The organism is Quyinboa sediminis (assembly GCF_042219855.1).
Classification (GTDB): domain Bacteria; phylum Bacteroidota; class Bacteroidia; order Bacteroidales; family UBA5342; genus JBHJHP01.
On record NZ_JBHJHP010000003.1, the window covers coordinates 323,372 to 342,434 of the forward strand.

13 protein-coding genes are annotated in these 19,063 nt (G+C 40.7%); 11 read left to right on the forward strand and 2 right to left on the reverse strand.

The genetic code is table 11. The annotated features are described in order from the left end of the window. Positions 1–5: 5 nt before the first annotated feature. The 11 genes from ACE1EF_RS09375 (at position 6) to ACE1EF_RS09425 (ending at position 16,694) form a co-directional block, all read left to right on the forward strand. Positions 6–2,279, forward strand: a complete 2,274-nt coding sequence (locus ACE1EF_RS09375; RefSeq protein ID WP_375720391.1) for a pectate lyase family protein — start codon at positions 6–8, stop codon at positions 2,277–2,279. Between the two features lie 141 nt (positions 2,280–2,420). Then, positions 2,421–2,669 (forward strand): hypothetical protein, encoded by a 249-nt coding sequence (locus ACE1EF_RS09380; RefSeq protein ID WP_375720392.1) that lies wholly within the window; start codon positions 2,421–2,423, stop codon positions 2,667–2,669. A gap of 244 nt (positions 2,670–2,913) precedes the next feature. Next, on the forward strand, positions 2,914–3,432 hold the full coding sequence (locus ACE1EF_RS09385) for a cupin domain-containing protein (protein WP_375720393.1): 519 nt from the start codon (positions 2,914–2,916) through the stop codon (positions 3,430–3,432). Between the two features lie 300 nt (positions 3,433–3,732). After that, positions 3,733–5,640, forward strand: coding sequence for a choice-of-anchor J domain-containing protein (locus tag ACE1EF_RS09390; RefSeq protein ID WP_375720394.1), 1,908 nt, complete (start codon positions 3,733–3,735; stop codon positions 5,638–5,640). 370 nt (positions 5,641–6,010) lie between these two features. Further along, entirely contained in the window at positions 6,011–7,339 is a 1,329-nt protein-coding gene (locus ACE1EF_RS09395; protein WP_375720395.1) for a hypothetical protein, read from the forward strand. A gap of 399 nt (positions 7,340–7,738) precedes the next feature. Continuing rightward, a complete protein-coding gene (locus ACE1EF_RS09400) occupies positions 7,739–8,818 on the forward strand; it encodes an efflux RND transporter periplasmic adaptor subunit (protein ID WP_375720396.1) in 1,080 nt (359 codons plus the stop codon). 10 nt (positions 8,819–8,828) lie between these two features. Beyond that, positions 8,829–11,993, forward strand: coding sequence for an efflux RND transporter permease subunit (locus ACE1EF_RS09405; protein ID WP_375720397.1), 3,165 nt, complete (start codon positions 8,829–8,831; stop codon positions 11,991–11,993). A gap of 21 nt (positions 11,994–12,014) precedes the next feature. Next, positions 12,015–13,421 (forward strand): TolC family protein, encoded by a 1,407-nt coding sequence (locus ACE1EF_RS09410; protein WP_375720398.1) that lies wholly within the window; start codon positions 12,015–12,017, stop codon positions 13,419–13,421. A 150-nt stretch (positions 13,422–13,571) separates the two neighbouring features. Continuing rightward, positions 13,572–14,384: a LytR/AlgR family response regulator transcription factor gene (locus tag ACE1EF_RS09415; protein ID WP_375720399.1), complete on the forward strand. Its 813-nt coding sequence runs from the start codon at positions 13,572–13,574 to the stop codon at positions 14,382–14,384. 6 nt (positions 14,385–14,390) lie between these two features. Next, positions 14,391–15,437, forward strand: a complete 1,047-nt coding sequence (locus ACE1EF_RS09420; protein WP_375720400.1) for a sensor histidine kinase — start codon at positions 14,391–14,393, stop codon at positions 15,435–15,437. Between the two features lie 135 nt (positions 15,438–15,572). Further along, positions 15,573–16,694 carry a carboxypeptidase-like regulatory domain-containing protein gene (locus ACE1EF_RS09425; RefSeq protein WP_375720401.1) on the forward strand — a complete coding sequence of 374 codons (1,122 nt, stop codon included), beginning with the start codon at positions 15,573–15,575 and terminating at the stop codon, positions 16,692–16,694. Between the two features lie 62 nt (positions 16,695–16,756). Here the strand turns inward: ACE1EF_RS09425 and tpx are convergent, their stop codons facing one another. Both tpx and ACE1EF_RS09435 read right to left on the reverse strand, forming a co-directional pair. Continuing rightward, complete coding sequence (gene tpx / locus ACE1EF_RS09430) at positions 16,757–17,257, reverse strand: thiol peroxidase (RefSeq protein ID WP_375720402.1); 501 nt, start codon at positions 17,255–17,257, stop codon at positions 16,757–16,759. A 107-nt stretch (positions 17,258–17,364) separates the two neighbouring features. After that, entirely contained in the window at positions 17,365–18,987 is a 1,623-nt protein-coding gene (locus tag ACE1EF_RS09435) for a glycoside hydrolase family 88 protein (protein ID WP_375720403.1), read from the reverse strand. Between the last annotated feature and the right edge of the window lie 76 nt (positions 18,988–19,063).

A 19,063-nucleotide genomic window follows, 5' to 3' on the forward strand; every position in this document is an offset into this window, starting at 1 on the left:
ACGTAATGATGGTAAAAAGATTTATGATGCTTGTTGGCATTGTGCTGACTACTGTATCGATGTTGGCACAATCCGTAACTGTTGATGACGCAGCCGGCTGGCTGGAATCTGCATATGTAAAATGGCAACCTGTTGAAAACGCTGATAGCTACAATGTATATTATTCCGGTGAAGGAATAACTGATCAACAAATCGATCCTCAGCTGATCCGTGATTATGGTTCGTATTTTCGTGCGGATGTGCCGGGGCTTAAAGCCGGTAGCTATTCTCTTAAAATTGTTCCGGTGATTTCTGATGCAGAAGGCGAAGCAACAGAGACTGCGGCACTCACTGTATTGGCTCACGACAGAACGGGTTTTTCGTTCTCAAACGGTAGGGTTCCCGGAGCCTATAAAGCCGACGGAACGTTGAAAGATAATGCGGTTGTTCTGTATATTACAGAGAACACAAAAGATAAAGTGTCACTGGAAGTGACTGGTGCAAATGAGAATCCGTGTGTTGGTCTGGAAACGATTCTGGAAGGGTTCAAAAAAGGGGATGATAACCGTCCGCTGGTGTTGCGTTTGGTTGGTCAGATCACAGATCCGGAATACCTGGATAAAGGCGATATCGTGATAGAAAATGACAATAATGCAGCTGGTTATATCACCCTGGAAGGTGTTGGAGATGATGCTGTGGCAGACGGTTGGGGAATCCGGGTCAAAAATGCATCGAATATTGAGATTCGGAACATTGGTCTGATGAATTGTAACAGCAATGAAGGTGATGACATTGGTTTGCAGCAGGACAATGAATATGTGTGGGTACATCACTGTGACTTTTTTTACGGGGATGCCGGAAGTGATTCGGATCAGGCCAAAGGAGATGGTGCACTGGATTGTAAAAAGTCCACCTATGTGACATTTTCGTACAACCACTTCTGGGATACCGGTAAAAGTAATCTGTTGGGCCTGAGTGAAGGAACCACTGAAGGACTGTTTATCACCTATCATCACAACTGGTACGACCATTCCGATTCCCGTCACCCGCGTGTGCGTTATTATTCGGCTCATGTGTATAACAACTATTACGATGGGATCGCAAAATACGGTGTTGGCTCAACACTGGGATCGTCTGTGTTTGTGGAAGGCAACTATTTCCGCCATTGCAAGTACCCGATGCTGACATCCATGCAGGGGTCGGATGTGTACGACGAAAGCACACAGAGCAATGACTATTCCGATATGCCAACATTCTCGAAGGAGGATGGGGGAACGATCAAGGCGTTTAATAACTACATGGAAGGACAACGCCGCTTTGTGCCTTATGGTGATGCCGGATATCCAAACCCGACCGTTGACTTTGACGCGTATGTGGCAACTACTCGTGATGAAACTGTTCCTGCAACAGTAAAATCGTCTTATGGCAGCAATACGTATAATAATTTTGATACCAATGCATCTGTGATGTATGCCTACACCGCAGAAACTCCGGCTGATGCCAGAAACACGGTGATGCTGTGGGCAGGCCGTGTAAATGGCGGTGATTTTAAATGGACGTTTAATAATGCCGCGGATGATCAGTCGTATGCAGTTAATACTGCATTAAAAGCAGCTTTAACAGGTTACGAAACCACACTGGTTGCGGTTCAGGGCGATAGCGTAGCGACTGGTGGCGGAACCGGAGGAGGCACTGGCGGTGGTACCGGTGAGATAACCGGCGATGTGGTGCATAACTTCACTTTATCAGGTTTATCAAGTGAGTTCTTCGATATAACAGGGAACCTATCGGATTCTAAAGGTACGGTAACGTATGGTGGTTTAACGTTGACCCAGTGTCTGAAAATTGAATCCAGCACCAGTGTTTCGTTTACAACTGCCGAAGATGCTACATTAGTTCTGGTATTTAACGAAGGTTTTTCTGGTGAGATCAATATTAACGGAATAGCTCATACGATCAGCAGTGGTGTGCTGACCGCGACCTTGACTGCCGGTACATACGAGATCACCAAGGTTGATGTGGCTAATCTTTACCTGATAAGTCTTGAATTTGCCAGCGCCATTCATCATCCAAATGCAGTACACGTGCAGTTGTATCCAAACCCGATAAGCACAACGCTTAACATTGCAACCGAAACAGATGTTCAAAATGTTGAGATTTACAGCTTGAGCGGACAGTTAATCAGTGGCATTAGGGGTAATTTACGAACTGTTGATCTGAGCCAATTGGGCCAGGGAATTTACCTGATAAAAGTTTACACCGAAAAAGGTGTTTGCAAGCAAACCATCCTTAAGAAATAAAGATTAAAATTTACACTGATCTGATGACTTAAAGTCATCGGATCAGTAACAAACCATAAATTGCCTGAAAGGCAATAATTATAATAGCCCCGGGTAACACCCGGGGTTTTTGTTGTAACTAAAATTGGCCGTGCAGAAAGCATGAGCAATGAGATATTGCGCTTGCCGGCCATTTGCAGAAAGCTGAATTTTTACAATGCATCATTGATCAGCATCCTGAATAAAACCGACAAATGCTGCATCAGGATTAATGGCGCTATTGCCCGGTTTATTAATTCCCGATACATCAATAAACCCGGAGTTTCACTCCGGGCTATTGCTGTGTTTGCCCTTCAGGCAAAATCGCCGTCTGCCGATTTAAGATTCGCAATATTGGCCAAAGGTCAATAAGTATATAGCACAGGGTGAAGCCCTGTGATTATAACGTCATGTAAATCCATGGCCAGGCAGAAAGGATGAGCAATGAGATATTGCGCTTGCCGGCCATTTGCAGAAAGCCGATTATCTTTAACCAAAATCAGTTTGTATTTAAATTTGCAATTCGCGAATTAATATGAAAACTCTATAAATTGCTTTGAAGTACTAAACAACCTGGTATATCAGGTGTTTTTTATTAAATCAAACGTTCTGCATTATGGCAACATTATTCAAATCCGATCAAAGAGATTTCCAGCCACATCCCCGAAGAATAGATAATTACAGGTTGTTCACAGATATGTCAATAGCAAAAAAAGGTGTAAATCCTGAAAACCTGAATTTTGACCTGCGGCAGCTAAATCCCGGAGAGTATTCTGCACCGTATCATTCCCACCGGTATGCCGAAGAACTGTTTATGATTGTTTCCGGTTCAGCGACGCTCAGAACAACCGAAGGTCTGGAAATTGTAAACTCAGGTGATCTGATGTTCTTTGAAAAAGGAGATACCGGCGCTCACCAGTTATTCAACCATACCACAGAACCCTGTGTTTATCTCGACATCAGAACATTCCTGGGGCATGATGTAGTGGATTATCCTGATTCCAATAAAATTTTGCTGGCTCCTTCATTTGAGATCTTTCATAAAGACTCACAGGCAAAATACTTTGATGGAGAAGAGGATATAAGGATTAAATGGAAGGAACTGGAGTTGAACCGAAGAAACACGGATAAATAAATTAAGAATTTTCTCCGTATTATTTAATGGTTTTTCAATTATAAGTGATGACTCTGTTTTACATTGTCCCTATGAAGCAGAATTTGAATTGTGCGCTTATTTACCTATTTTTAAAACTTCAATTGTAATGGGCCTGTTTGTGCGGAAATCAGACTATGAAAAATTTGGTATCCACAAAAGGTAAAGTAAATACAATATAAAGGATTTATAATCAGATGCTTATTGTGATTTGTCCTGTTTAGCTAAAGTATTTGTAGTTTAAACGCTTGAAAAATAAGTATATACAAATGTTCTCTTTTTATGAAAAAGACACTGTTAACCCTTATAATGTCACTGCTTGTTCTTACTGGCTTTGCACAAAAGAAAATTCTGTTTGATAATACTAAAAACGAAACTGCAGGTAATGCCGACTGGATAATTGATGATAATCAGCCAGTCCCGGTACCGGCTCAAACAGGAATAATCTCTTCTACGCCTGAAAACTACTGGCAGGGTGCTCTGTCAAGTTGGGGTATTGAAATGGTAAAACGTGGGTTTTATGTTGAAACCTTACCCGGTAGCGGTTCCATTACGTATAATAATTCATCCAACACACAGGATCTGTCAAATTATGACATCTTTGTGGTGTGTGAACCTAATAATCCATTCAGCAGCACTGAGAAACAGGCTATGATCAGCTTTGTAGAAAATGGTGGTGGCTTATTTATCATCGCAGATCATGCCATAGCCGACCGGGATGGTGATGGTTGGGATGCACTTGAAGTGTGGAATGACTTTTTTATGTCGTACAGCAATCCGTTTGGTTTTACTTTAGATGCCGGTAGTAATATAAGTAAAGATCCTGCAACCAATGTAGCAGATTTGCCGTCAAATACTATCCTTCACGGACCAGCAGGTGATGTGGATGGCCTGGCTTTTTACAACGGTGCAACGTTTACCATAGACCAGGCCGCCAACTCAACTGCCTTAGGCCTGGTTTTTTATGAAGGGTATTCAAATACAGGTACCAGAGGTGTCATGGCTGTTTGTGCAAGTTTTGGCAAGGGCAGGGTTGTCGGACTTGGGGATAGTTCTGTGGCAGAAGACGAAACGGCTCACGACGGTTCGAATACCTATCCCGGATGGTCTCAACCGTTGAATGCCGGAGATGCTACCGGAGATGATGGTGTATTTATGACCAATGCGACATTGTGGCTCAGCGAATCGGATAATAATACGAATAGTGATGCCGAAATACTGCGGGAAGATTTTTCTGCCTGTCCGGCTTCAGGCTGGACAACTTATTCAGTTACCAGTAATGTTGACTGGACATGCAACAACCAGGCTCTGTCCGTTAATGGGTATAATGGTGATGCTGCATCAAACGACTGGATAATATCTCCGGTTATGGATTTTTCAGGATATTCCGGGATCACCCTGAGTTTTGATTTGTGGACCAGGTATACCGACAATGGAATCACTGATCCGGAAGTACGGGTAAAATATTCGGTAGATTATCCGGGTAGCGGAAATCCTGAAAACTTTACCTGGACAGGTCTACCCTTCACTTATCCGGTTGAGAATTCTCAAACCTGGATAAATTCAGGTGCTATCGATTTATCCGCAATTTCAGGAACCAATGTTTATATTGCTTTTCAGTACAAATCTTCGGGAACAGGAGCGGGTACGTCGTCATGGTGGCAGCTTGATAATGTAGATATATCAGGAACGACAGCCATTTATCAGCATACAATAACTACCTCGGTAAATCCTGCAAATTCGGGCATGACAATCGGTTCAGGCAGCTATGATGATGGTGAGACTGTTACACTGAGTGCCACTGCAAACGGTGGTTACATATTCACTAACTGGACACTAAACGGAAGTGTAGTTTCTTCTAACGCTATATTTGCATTCACTGCTACAGAAGATATGAATCTTATTGCAAATTTTGACGAGATTACAGATATCACCCTTAATACAATTCAAAGCCGGATAAAGGTATTTCCTAATCCGGCAGGGTATGATTTAAATATCCATGGTTTACCGGTTGATGAAAATCTTGACATATCTGTTGTAAGCCTTAACGGAAAAGAACAGATGCAGTGCATGAGCAACCTGAGATCAGAGGTAATCCTGGATGTAAGCAGGTTAGACGCTGGGCTGTATTTTATGAGAATTTCGGGAAGAGGATTGAACGAAATATTTAAAATTAGTCATATAAAATAAAAATGGAAAATTGAATCCTAATCGCAAGCACATTTCCGAAAATCAGGATTACATTGTTCTGAAGGTCCCTGACTCCCAGCTGGTTTTTATTGCTGATTTTGTTGAATTAGTTACCTTTATCCTTTAATAAATTGATTACTATCCTTTTTAGATCAGACTTTGAATGAAATAAACACTGAATCATGAAATTGCCTGGCAACAGAAATAAACCATAGTGTGTATGCTTTATAGCTTAAAAGCCGACACAGTGAAATTAAGGCCTGCCTGTTTCATACGAGTTGAGTTTTAAAGGTTTAAACTGGAAATTATGATGTATAATTAAGTGGTATGATGCTTAAGCGAACATATGGTGAGCGTAAATAAACGTGCTATGAAAGAAGTTATTCGAAGGATTTTTATCTTATATCTCTTATTACAAATAAGTAATATTAACACTTTCGGTCAATACCAGTTTGTTGATTATATGCCCGGATACTATATTACAAATACTAATGATACGATTAGAGGGTACATTGGTCTTCCATCTTTTCCGGACAGCAGCACAATAATTCTGTTTAAATCTGATCAATCTTCACAAACAGAATTTATAAAAGCCTCTGAAACAAAGTCATATAAAAGAGATAATTCTGTGTATATTACAAAAGAATTTAAACTCACCAATAAAGTTGATTCATTCTTTGTAAAACCAATTATTGAAGACAGACTATCGCTTTACAGACTTTGGATTCATGTGTATGATATACCTGATTACAAAGATAAACGATACCTTTATCTTTCAGATAGAGAAGGGTATAGTGTGAGCTTAAATGATATTCCTAATTACTTTAAGAAAATAACCATTTTAAAGTTGGAAAATTCAGATTACTTAGTTTTACCTGAAAGGCAATCTAATTATATATTAAGTAAATATCTTTCGGAATATCCTGGTTTTGCTCTTAAAATAATAGATAATGATTTTGGTAAAGGTGATATTGAACTTTTAGTAAATGAGTTCAATAAAAAGTATTCGAACGATTTGTGTATAGAAAAGCAGGATAGTATCGCAGCACATCTATTAGAAAAAAGATTAAATAAATATTCTGATAGCCGATTATCTTTTGAGATATCTGTTGCATATAATTTAATAAAGTATAAGTATTTAAATATAAGGGGTATAGATGATTTGAATCTCCATTCTGTTAACTTGCAGAATGATATAAGTTATGGTATTGGATTAAAATATTCTGTCCTCAATTCATTTAAGATAAAAGTTGGTTGGCAGACGGATCGAACAGTTTGTAATCTTGATTATGCAATAGCAAATACAGATCGATTTTTTTATACTGTTAAGGAAACATTTGGAATAAGAAGACATACAGGTAATATCTCATTAATGAATGAAGGTAGATTTCATTTTATTGCTGGTGGCATAGAACTTGAAAAATATAAAATTAATAGTGTAAGTAGAATAGTCAATTACTTAAACCCACCAGATTCCTTTGACCATCCACTTCCTGATATATTTTTTGAAGCGTATACAAATGTAAATTTCCAATTATTTGCAGGTTTAAAGGTTTATACCAATTCAGGACTAAGAATGAATCCATATATTAGTTTTAGCTATCCATCACGCAGGGATAGTGAATTATCTTCAACCATTAATCTAATGGAAATATCTGTGGGGCTTATCCTGGAATTTAAAATCTTAAAGCTTGATTAGTTGTTAATTTATACATCATTATCAGGAAGTTATATAATTTAACCGGAACAATATATTGCTGTAATGATAACTTTTTAGAACGTAAGCAGTGGTATTATTGTCGATCTCTGTACATCCGTTAGAAGATAGTCTGTGTTTTTTGTTTTCGGGCATGTAGCATTTCATGCTCACCAAATTTAAAAGCAGGTTAACACAAGTATAAATTGGGTGCAATGTAATACCCCTGGTGGCAAATTCATTTGAATTCTGAATTGATGTATTTTATCTGCTTCTGTTTTCATTTCACTCCACGATTTATGCATTTGGGTAATAAGCTTCCTGTTGTATTGCATTTCAGTGCCAGACCTTCTTTAATTTTGTAATGAGTTTTCCATTTAGTAGAAATATAAACCAGAGTTAATGGTACGTAGAAGTATATTATTAAATGCCGCTATATGTCTTGTTATGGCGGCATTTTTTTTGTTGACCTCATGTGGCAAAAAAAATGAAGGTTCAGATGGGTATTTAAAATTGGTGAAGACCGCAAAAGCTGTTGAAATCCCATCCGATAGAACAGAGCAGTTTCCCGGAGTTATAGAAGAACTTGATCAGGTAAACCTGGCATTTCGTGTGGCAGGCCCCATTCAGAAGATTTATGTAAAAGAAGGGGACTATGTTCAGAAAGGACAACTGGTTGCTCAGATGGATCCCCGTGATTATGAGATTCAGAAAAATGCTGTTGCAACGCAGGTAAATCAACTCCGTAAAGAGTATGAACGCATTGCAGAGTTGAAAAAAAGAGGAAGTGTGGCAGAAAACGATTATGAGAAAATGAAAGCCGGAAAGGAGATGGCTGAAGTAAAGTTGAAAAATGCCAACGACCAGTTGAAAGATACCAAATTGTATGCACCTTTCTCCGGTTATATTTCAGATGTAATGTTCGATGAAGGAGAACTGGTAAATCATGGAACACCAATCGCTTCACTCATTAATACCAGTTCATTTAAGGTTGATATTAATGTACCTGCCGAGCTGTACATCAAGAGAGACAGAATAAATAACATCTGGTGCACTCAGGAAGATATCCCTGATCAGTCTTTTCCTCTTTCACTTTCAGGTTTTAATAAGAAGGCCAATAACAGTGGCTTGTATAAAATGTATCTCTATTTTACACCGGAAGGCGAAACACCTCTTGCCTCCGGCATGAACGTATCAGTTTATCTTACGTATCAGGCTAAAGATACGAGTATGATTACTATTCCTTTAAGCGCCGTATTTGAAAGAAGCAGTGAAAGTTATGTTTGGATCATTCATGATTCACTGGTTCATGCCAGAAAAATTAACATTAACAGTAGGGTGCAGGATGGTAATATCGGTGTGCGTTCCGGATTAAAACCTGGTGATGAAGTCATTAGGGGAGGACTGAACCTGTTGAAGGAAGGTGAAAAAGTCCGGATTGTGGCTCCTGAAAGTAAAACTAATATAGGTAACCTGCTTTAAACCCTGCATCATGCATATTTCTGAACTGGTATTTAAGAAGAAAAAGATCTTCTGGTTTATCCTTGTCGCATTGATTTTTGGTGGTATTTTTTCGTACCAACGACTCGGTAAACTTGAAGATCCTGAGATTACAGTCATGGTTGCAAGTGTGGTGACTGTATATCCGGGGGCCTCTGCCCACGAAGTGGAGCTTAAGGTGACCGATGTTCTGGAAAAGGAACTATCTGAACTGTCCGACCTGAATAAACTCATATCCCGATCGGAAGCCAATGTGTCGATCATCCAGGTAGAACTGAAAATGACAGTTCCGCAAAAAGAGATTCCGCAGCGGTGGGATTTTTTGCGCCATAAACTGGATATGGCCATGACCAAACTGCCGGATGGTGTTCAGACACCAATGGTTTATGATGATAAGGGAGATGTTTATGGTATGTTCTATGCCATGATAGCCGATAATGGTTACTCGTACCAGGATATGAGCAATTATGCCTCTTTCATTGAAAAAAATATGTCTGATGTCAAAGGGGTTCGTAAGATCAGTATTTACGGAGAGCAGAAACCGGTGATGAATATTACCCTTACCGCAGATAAAATGAGCGAAATGGGTATTTTACCGATACAGATCTTTGCTGCACTTGGTGATCATACCAGCGAACTCTATGCCGGTGAGCTGCTTAGCGGGACGGAAAAACTCAGGGTAAAGGTTGACCGGAATGCTTCTGACAGGGAGGATCTCGAAAATATACTGATTAAAACAGCAACAGGTGAATCTGTGAGATTGGGTGACATTGCTGCAATTGAAAAGGGCTACAGTGAACCGATGCGAAACACCATGTTTGTCAATAACCGGAAAGCCATCGGTATTGGTTTGTCCATGGAAAGCGGCGATAATATTCTGGTTGTTGGGAAAAGGGTGGAGGACAGGATGGCTGAGCTGAAAAAACAAATTCCTGCCGGTATAACTTTTCAGAAGGTCTTCTTTCAACCCGAAAAAGTGAATAATGCCATAAACGGCTTTATGTGGAACCTGGTCTTTTCAGTGATCATTGTTATACTCGTACTGATGTTTACCATGGGGTTACGGGGGGGAATCATCATAGGTGTCGGGTTAATCCTGACCATTCTTGCAACATTCCCCTTTCTGTTGACCGCAAACGGTACCCTGCAACGCATCTCTCTCGGCGCTTTTATTGTGGCAATGGGGATGCTGGTGGACAATGCCATTGTGGTACTCGATGGCATACTGGTAGGGCTGAAACAGGGCAAAAAAGGAAAGAGTGCATATACCAGACCTGCTAAACAAACCGCAATACCGCTGCTTGGGGCTACACTGATAGCCATTGCGGCATTTTTCCCGGTTTATCTGTCGCCGGATACCGCCGGAACATACGTGCGGGACCTGTTTCTGGTTTTAGCCATATCCTTATCCATTAGCTGGGTGCTGGCGTTGACCCAGGTTCCTTTATTCACAGCTGTTTTCTTTAAGAAACGTAAAAAAGCCCTGCGAAAGGAAGCTGCTGTTTCGGATCCTTTCAATAAACCGCTCTATCTGGGTATGAAACGGTTCCTGGAATTTGCCATGCATCATCGTACAGGAACAATAGTGGTGACCTTTGTTTTGCTGGCCCTTGCCATCTGGAATTTTTCAAGAGTGGATAACACATTTTTCCCTGACTTCAATTACAACCAGTTTTATATAGAGTTTACTCTTCCCAAAGGCAGTACCCCGGACGAGGTGAATGAGAAGCTGAAGGAAATTACAGATCATTTTAGTGCTTATGATGAAGTGGATATGGTGGTAACCAGTCAGGGTATGACACCTATGCATTATGCGCTTGTGCGTGCTATGATGACTGAAAATGCAGATAACTATGGGGAACTGATAGTGAATTTTAAGGATTATGAAACTATGCTGAGAATGCGGCCGGTTTTCAGTAAGTATCTGAGGACACATTTCCCTGAAGCACAGTCCAGGATCCGGAAGTATAACCTTTCGATTAAAGCATCGCATACCATTGAAGCCCAGTTTACAGGACCTGATCCTGCTGTCTTAAAACGGCTAAGTGAGGAGGCCAAGGCTATCATGCTTCAGAATGCAGATGTGGATAAATATACCCTGAACGATGACTGGAGTCCGAAAGCAAAGACGGTCAGTGCTCTGTATAATCCTGTTGCGGCCAACAGAGTATCGGTTACCCGAAATGATATCAGCAATGCCTTACTGGCAGCCACGGACGGATTGCCGGTCGCTAAGGTGTACGAAGGGGAAACCCCATTACAGGTTATTTTCAGGGTTCGTGATAAGGATGGTAACAGATTTGAGGATCTCAACAACATTCCGGTCTGGAGTACGATACCGAATATCGGTGCAGGACTGAATATGAATACAATAATGGGGTTGTATTCCGGTTCATCCAATGTGAATGATATTCTGAAGGAGACCTTAACTGCAGTTCCTTTAAGCGCCGTTACCAATGGGGTAAAAATGGGCTATGAGGAACCGGTGGTCAGACGACTGAATGGCAAAAGGGTGATACAGGCCCAATGCGATCCGCTGGAAGGGCACAGTCCGGCCGAAGTGCAGGCTGAACTTGATCCACTGATCCGGAAAATAAACCTGCCCGAAGGATATGAGTTCGCCTGGGTAGGTGAATCGGAATTAAAAACAGATGCCATGAAGGAAATTCTGAGCTATGTTCCCCTGGCAGCCGGCATCATAATTCTTATTCTCCTGCTTCTGTTTAACGACTATCGCCGGCCGCTGATTATAATACTGTGTCTCCCGATGTCAGTTATCGGTATTGTTCCGGGACTTCTGCTGACCGGACAACCGTTTTCATTCATTGCCATAGTAGGTGTCATTGGATTATCGGGTATGATTATTAAAAATGCGATCGTGCTGCTTGATGAGATACAGGTGAGGTTAAAAACTACGACTCACGCGTATCAGGCCGTGGTTGATGCGACCATCTCGAGAGTACGTCCCGTTATTATGGCATCTCTCACTACCATTCTTGGTATGATTCCATTGTTGACCGATCCGATGTATGCTTCTATGGCCGTTGCAATTATAGCAGGTCTGATTGTAGGAACAATGATTACTTTGATTTTTGTTCCAATACTATATTCTGTATTCTTCAGGGTTAATATCCATAATGCATTCAAAGAATCCTGAACCATTTAAATTGAAATTCAGATGAACAAGATAAAACTAGCAATCCTGGTATTCCTTTTTTCAACAGCTCTGATGGCCCAGGATACCTTACAGCTGAGTCTTGAACAGTGTCATGCCATGGCGCTTGAAAACAGCAAAACATTAAAAATTGCAGATCAGAATATCAGAAAGGCTCATGGTGAAAAAACAGCAGCCAGATCAGCGTGGTTTCCCAATATTTCTGCTTCAGCCACAGGAATGTACTCAAAACATGAACTCCGGACAGAACTAACCCTTCCGACAAAAACATTCGATATGGCCAGTGGTGAACTGAAGCCCAATATCGCAGTGAATCCGGTGACGGGTCAACCAATAACAGGCCCTGACGGGAATCCGGTTTTTAATACCTATGCCTTTCTTCCTCTGGATATTACATTATACGGAGGAGCGATGGCAGGGATCTCTGCCCGTCAGCCCATTTATGCCGGAGGTAAAATTATTGCCGGAAACAAAATGGCCGGAATTGCCGAGAATCTGGCTTCTGATAATAAACAGTTAAAGGAAGATGAGGTCATTTTTGAAACCGATAAAATGTTTTACACATATTTGTCGGTTCAGGAAAAACTTAAACTTGCAAAAAAATACCAGGCCTTGCTGAAAGAAGTGGTTAAGGTGGTGAACGACAGTTATGAAACCGGTATGGTGAACCGGAATGAGCTGCTGAAAGTACAGGTGCGATATAACGATGCCACACTTCAGGTTCAGAAAGCTGCCAGCGGCCTTACCTTGTCTCGCATGGCCCTTTGCCGTGTAATCGGAGTTGATCTGTTTACATCCGTCCAAATAAACGACAGCATTGCGAATGTTTCTTTTGATCCTGTAAACCTTAGTGGTGGAACATATGCAGAGAGGGAAGAATACAAGTTACTCCTGGGGCAGGTGGATTTGGCTGAACAACAGGTGAAGCTGGTCAGAGGGGATTATCTGCCGACTGTAGGTGTATCGGCAGGCTATAATTATTTTAATGTTGGACTGGAAAATATGGATAATTATGATTCATATGGATTCAGCGCTATTGCCAATGTGAAAATTCCAATTACCACCTTCGGAGAACGAAAAGGTAAAATGGCTTCAGCAAAAGCAGATTATACCATTAAACAGCTGGAGTTGCAACAGGCACAGGAATTTCTTCAGTTGGAAATTGAGCAGGCGAGGTTAAACTGCAGTGATGCCTGGACAAGAGTTGAACTGACACAAAAGGCATTGGATCAGGCAAATGAAAATATGAAAGTGTGCGATGATAACTACCGTCTGGGAATGGAAACAGTGGTTAATGTACTTGAAGCCAAAGCACAGTGGCAAAAAGCTTACAGCGAAAAAATCGATGCTCTGACAGAATATAAAATCCAGGAGAGCAGGTTTTATAAGGTGACTAACCAGTCAGAGTAAAAGACGGTAAGCAGCTGCAGGTAACGAAACAGAACAAAGTAGTTTAATGTTTAATTTTTAGAAGTTCGGGCTCAAGGGACCAATTGTTTACCCGGATAAGAGGAAATGAATTTTATTATATCTTTAGACTATTAAAGTGATACCCACTTAATGCGTAATGATAATAAAAGGAATATAAGGTTACTCATTATAGAAGATGAGGCGCACAACAGCAGGATGTTGAAGGATATGATTGAAAATCTTCGGCCTGCCTGGAACATTGAAGCGATACTTGAAAGTGTTGAGGATAGTGTGTCCTGGTTCAGGAATCATTTGCTTCCGGATCTTATACTGATGGATATCCAGTTGTCCGACGGCATCTGTTTTTCAATATTCAAAGCCTATGAGGGCGAGATCACCAGCCGGATTATTTTTACAACGGCTTACGATGAGTATGCCATCCGTGCTTTTAAGGTAAACAGCATCGACTATCTTTTAAAACCTGTGAATGCCGGTGAACTGGATCAGGCATTTCTTAAATTTGAAAAACTGATCGCAACAGAAAGACCGGATATGTTTAGTGTTCAGGAAGAAAAGGAGTACATTTCCAACCTTTTCAAATCAATTGTAAGTGGAAAAAGAGAGCACAGAACCCGGTTTTTAATTTCAGGAATACAGGGGTATCAAAAGCTCGAAGCAAAAGATATTGCATATATCTACAGTGATAACAAACTTTCATTTGCTGTGGATTTCAGTAAAAAAGAGTATACTCTGGACTATACACTTGAGCAGGTGGAATCTGAACTGGATCCGGATCGCTTTTTCAGAGCGAACCGGAAATGTATTGTCAGCATTGATGCTGTAAAGAAGATCACAAACGATCTGGGCGGGAAGCTCATCGCAGAGCTGTCGCCACCTGCCCCTTTTGAAGTCTCAGTGAGCCGGCTTAAAGCCGGCGAGTTTAAAATTTGGATGGGTAAATAAAACGTCATGTTAAATACGGGTAATTTCGAATTTTTCGTCAATATAGGTACATACAAGGCAAAATATGTGCTGACCCGTTTGCTTATTACCACGGTTTCCGCCATTGTTCTTATCTATATTACAGGCGTAATGACCCGTTGGGCTATGCTCCCGTCAGAACTGAAACTGACCATATATGCTGTTTCTGTTCTGGCATTTAACAGTGTAACCGAAATAAACCTGTTCATAATCAGACTGTTTAAGCGATGGAAACGCCTGGGTGATAGCCTTTATATTCAAATACTTACTGTTTTGGTCACGACCCTTGGCGTTGTGTATTTCTGGGTTGAACTGGCCGAAAAACTGCTTGGCGAGGTTAACCTGTTAAACCTGCATGTTACCCAGATTGTCCTTATAGTTGGTCTTTTAATTATTATAATTCATATTCTGATTATCGTTTTGTCAAATCTGACGCGTGATTATCTGAACAGCCGCAGGGAGATCGATGAACTCACACAGGCCAAACTGGTTGGTGACTATAACCAGCTACGAGACAGGCTTAACCCTCATTTTCTTTTCAATAATCTCAGTGTACTGAAATCGCTGATCCATTATAGTCCTGAGGATGCCGAAGTCTTTACCGATAATTTTACAAATGTGTATCGTTACATGCTGAAGTGTCATGATCAGAAAACGGTTCTTTTACAGGAAGAGCTTAAGTTTCTGAATGCATATATCGCACTGCACAAGGAACGAATCGGCGAGGGTTTGCGGGTAAATATTGACATAAATGATGCTGATTACCAGAAGGAAATCCCTCCGATGGCCTTACAGTTGCTGGTGGAAAATGCCATTAAACACAATGCTGTCAACAGGAATCATCCCCTTTTTATTGACATTGTTTCTGATAATAAGGAGATCTCTGTTAAAAACAACCTGAATAAAAAAGATACGACCTATTCCACCCAAACCGGATTGAAAACACTGGAAGCACAATATAGAATGTTGGTAGGTAAGTCTATAACAGTGCTTGAAGATGGAGGGACATTCATGGTCGTCCTGCCGTTATTGTAGATCATCACCGGAATGCAGTTTATTAAGCAATAAAATACTGGCATAATACTTGCTTTTATCCGGTATGTTAAAGCGATGATGCTTACAGAATAAAAAACTACATAACCCCGCTAATTGGTTAACCGGATTGGTATTATGAAGACAGCGTTACTTTTTATGCTCCTTTTTGCCTTACATTTAGAGAGTTACAGTATAGAAATAACAGGCAGAATAACTGATGTTGAAACCGGAAACCCCGTAGAATATACTGCCGTTTATATAAATGGTTCTACCATTGGTACCACTACCGATACCTTAGGACGTTTCAGTCTTGCCTATAATTTTGATCATTGCAGAATTGTGATTAATCATGTGAGCTACAAATCTGCCGTTCTGGATATTTCCCCGGAAGTTCATCGTAATCTGGACATAAAACTGGAACCGAAAAATATTGAAATGACGCAGGTGCTGGTCCAGAGTCAGAATCTGAGGAAAAAAAGTATGGCGTACTTTAAGAAGAACTTTCTGGGAAATAATTTCTGGGGCGAAAATGCTGAAATTCTAAATGATAGTGTGTTGTTTTTTCATACAGAATATTTTGGGGCAGATGCCCCGGATTCTGCTTTGGTGGGTAAACGCAGGTATTTCGTTGTTCAGGCAACAGCACCCCTGCTCATAGATTTACCCAAACTGGGATATCTCCTTCAATATGATATGGTGCAGTTTGTTGAAGCCTATGATTCTATTTATAAGCAGTCAGTAATAAAAAATCTGGGTTACACCTATTTCAGGGAGTATGATGATGTTTCCAGACTTCAGGAGCTGCGGTTCAGACGAAACAGGTATAAAGTATATTATCATTCTGTGATGCATTTTGTCAGGTCGCTTTATGAAAATAAACTGGAACAGAACGGATATGATGTTTATGTTATAACCAGAGATTCAAATACCACACATTACAATTTGTTTTATGCAGATTCCATTGATATCAGTTTTAAAAATGATGAAGCGGCAATCATGAATTTACAGGGTACCGAACTTCTTATTCAGTATTATACCAATAATTTTAAACCCATAAATCTGGAGCGATACGAAGGTGATGACAACTGGAGAATACTAGCAGGAATGTCACCGGCTGCCTATTCTGTTCTATATATTGAAAAAGATACATGCATCTTACGTAAAGACGGCACGTTACCCGGCGGGGAGCTTCTTTTTGACGGGGACATAGCAGACAAACGTTACGGAGCTATTCTTCCCAGCGACTTTAAGCCTTGAGTTGTGGCATAAAAAAATCCGCCCGGAATGGACGGATTTTTTTATGTGTAGAATATAATTTTCTATTTCAGTGCACCAAGTGCAGCTTCGTAATTTGGTTCATCAACGATTTCAGGAACCTGTTCTGTGTACAATACCTTTCCGTTTTCATCCGCAACAATTACAGCTCTTGAATGAAGTGCTACAAGTGGCGAATCAATAATTTCAACTCCATAGTCTTTTCCAAATTTACCAGTGGCATAATCCGAAAGAGTCACGACATTATCAATGCCTTCGGCACCACAAAAACGGCCCTGGGCAAAAGGCAGGTCTTTGGAAATACAAAGCACTTTTACATTATTCAGCTCCGCAGCTTCTTTATTGAATCTGCGGACAGATGCTGCACATGTACTGGTATCAAGGCTCGGGAAAATATTGAGTACAAGCTTACTGCCTTTAAAATCGGACAATGTAGCCTTAGACAAATCTCCTTTGGTCAATTCAAAATCTTTTATTGTATCTCCAACTTTTGGTAATTCCCCTATAGTGTTAACAGGGCTTCCTTTTAATGTGATTTTACTCATTTTCTTTTGGTTTTATATTTTCAATGTATATAATACAATTATCGTATGCTTTGTTCAACTGTTCCGTTCATTTTAGCTAAATTTTAAGAACAGTGTCCTGCCGTGTTTTATTCTTTAATAAATGAAATCTGATCCTGTCCTGACTTTAGTACATACATTCCCTGGGGTAAGCCGCCAACATTAATACTGAATTCAGGTGTTGATTTAATATTCCCTTCCTGAACTGTTTTACCTTCAATGGATACAATCCGGTAGCTTGATTCCGGTTCAACCGATTTAAAGTGTAACCTGTCCGTTACCGGATTAGGATAAACCTGCAGCGTACCGGATGTCGTTTTCTGAGTGGATGCAATTGTGCTGAAGTGCGCAGTTACAGATTTACTGGCATCCATCTTTACATAAATTACAGAATCCGTATCCGTGACATCGCCGGTCCAGCCATCAAATTCATAACCTGTTTCCGGTCGGGCAGTCAGTTTGATGTATTCTCCAGGCATGTAGGCCGTGCTTTTATACGGATTGATTACCTTTCCTTTGCTGACAATATCCACGTTCAGATTGTATACTCTCTCCTTTGGCCACTCCATAACTGATGCCAGTGAAAGAATAGCACAGTAACCGTGTGGATGCGCTGAAGGCGGTGCACTTACGGTTGACTCTCCAACATAAGATGAATAATTATCTTTTATCCCCATTCCACCAACAAACCCATTTATTACCGGCATTTTTTTGCTGTCCAGTGTAATTTTATTTTGCATGCCTTCCCAGCCTTTCGCAATAACAGCATCATAGCTGTCATCGATATATCCGTTGTCTCTGGCCTTTTTCAGCATGTAAATAAACATTGCACTTCCGGAAGTCTCTATCCAGTTTGAAGAGAGATTACCCTTGTCAACTACCTGGTACCATAACCCGGTGGATGCATCCTGGTTTTCTTTTATGCCCTGAGCCAAACCCTGAACCAGGGACAGAAATTCTTCATATTTGGGATCGTCGACAGGGAGCAGGTCCATCATATCCACCAGAGCCATACAATACCAGCCCATTCCTCTCGACCAGACCTCCGGCGATCTGCCGTTAGCATCAGCCCATGGTGCTTCTTTGGTCTCATCCCAGCCATGGTAGATTAAATGGTTGCTCTCATCGTATGCATGCGCTGCTAACAGGGTGGTCTGTTTTGTTGCTTCACTGGTGGCATATTCCATGTCGTTGAACATTGATCCATATTCCAGTAAAAATGGCTCCGCCATATAAATGCCGTCAGCCCACATCTGGTTAGGATAACGCTGCTTATGCCAGAATCCGCCGGAAGGATTTCGCGGTTGTTTGTCAAATTCACTGCGAATGATATCTGCGGCTTTTTTATATTTCTCTATACCGGTTTCCCTGTACAGATAATTTAACAGTAAACCGGGATGGAGATGATCCAGGTTATTGGCACTGGAATCAAAACTGATGTTGCCTGATGCACTTACAAAATCATCCACATATTTTTTTACATATTCCAAATACGCCGGGTTATGGGTGTAGTTGTATATTTTTATCATTCCATATAGCACAATACTGTTAGAGTATTCCCAGCCCTTGTGTGTCATGTCATTGATCGTGTTGGGATGACGGTACATGATGGCCTCTGAAAACTCTACGCCCCAGTTAGTCTCCTGGGCAGATGTACTGATCAAATTTAAAGCACAAATTGTTAAAAGTATAAACGTTAATTTTTTCATCATTATATGGTTAGCTGAATTAAAAAACAAAGAAAACAAAAATTGGTCTGCATAAAAAATGAAAAACCTCGCAAACACA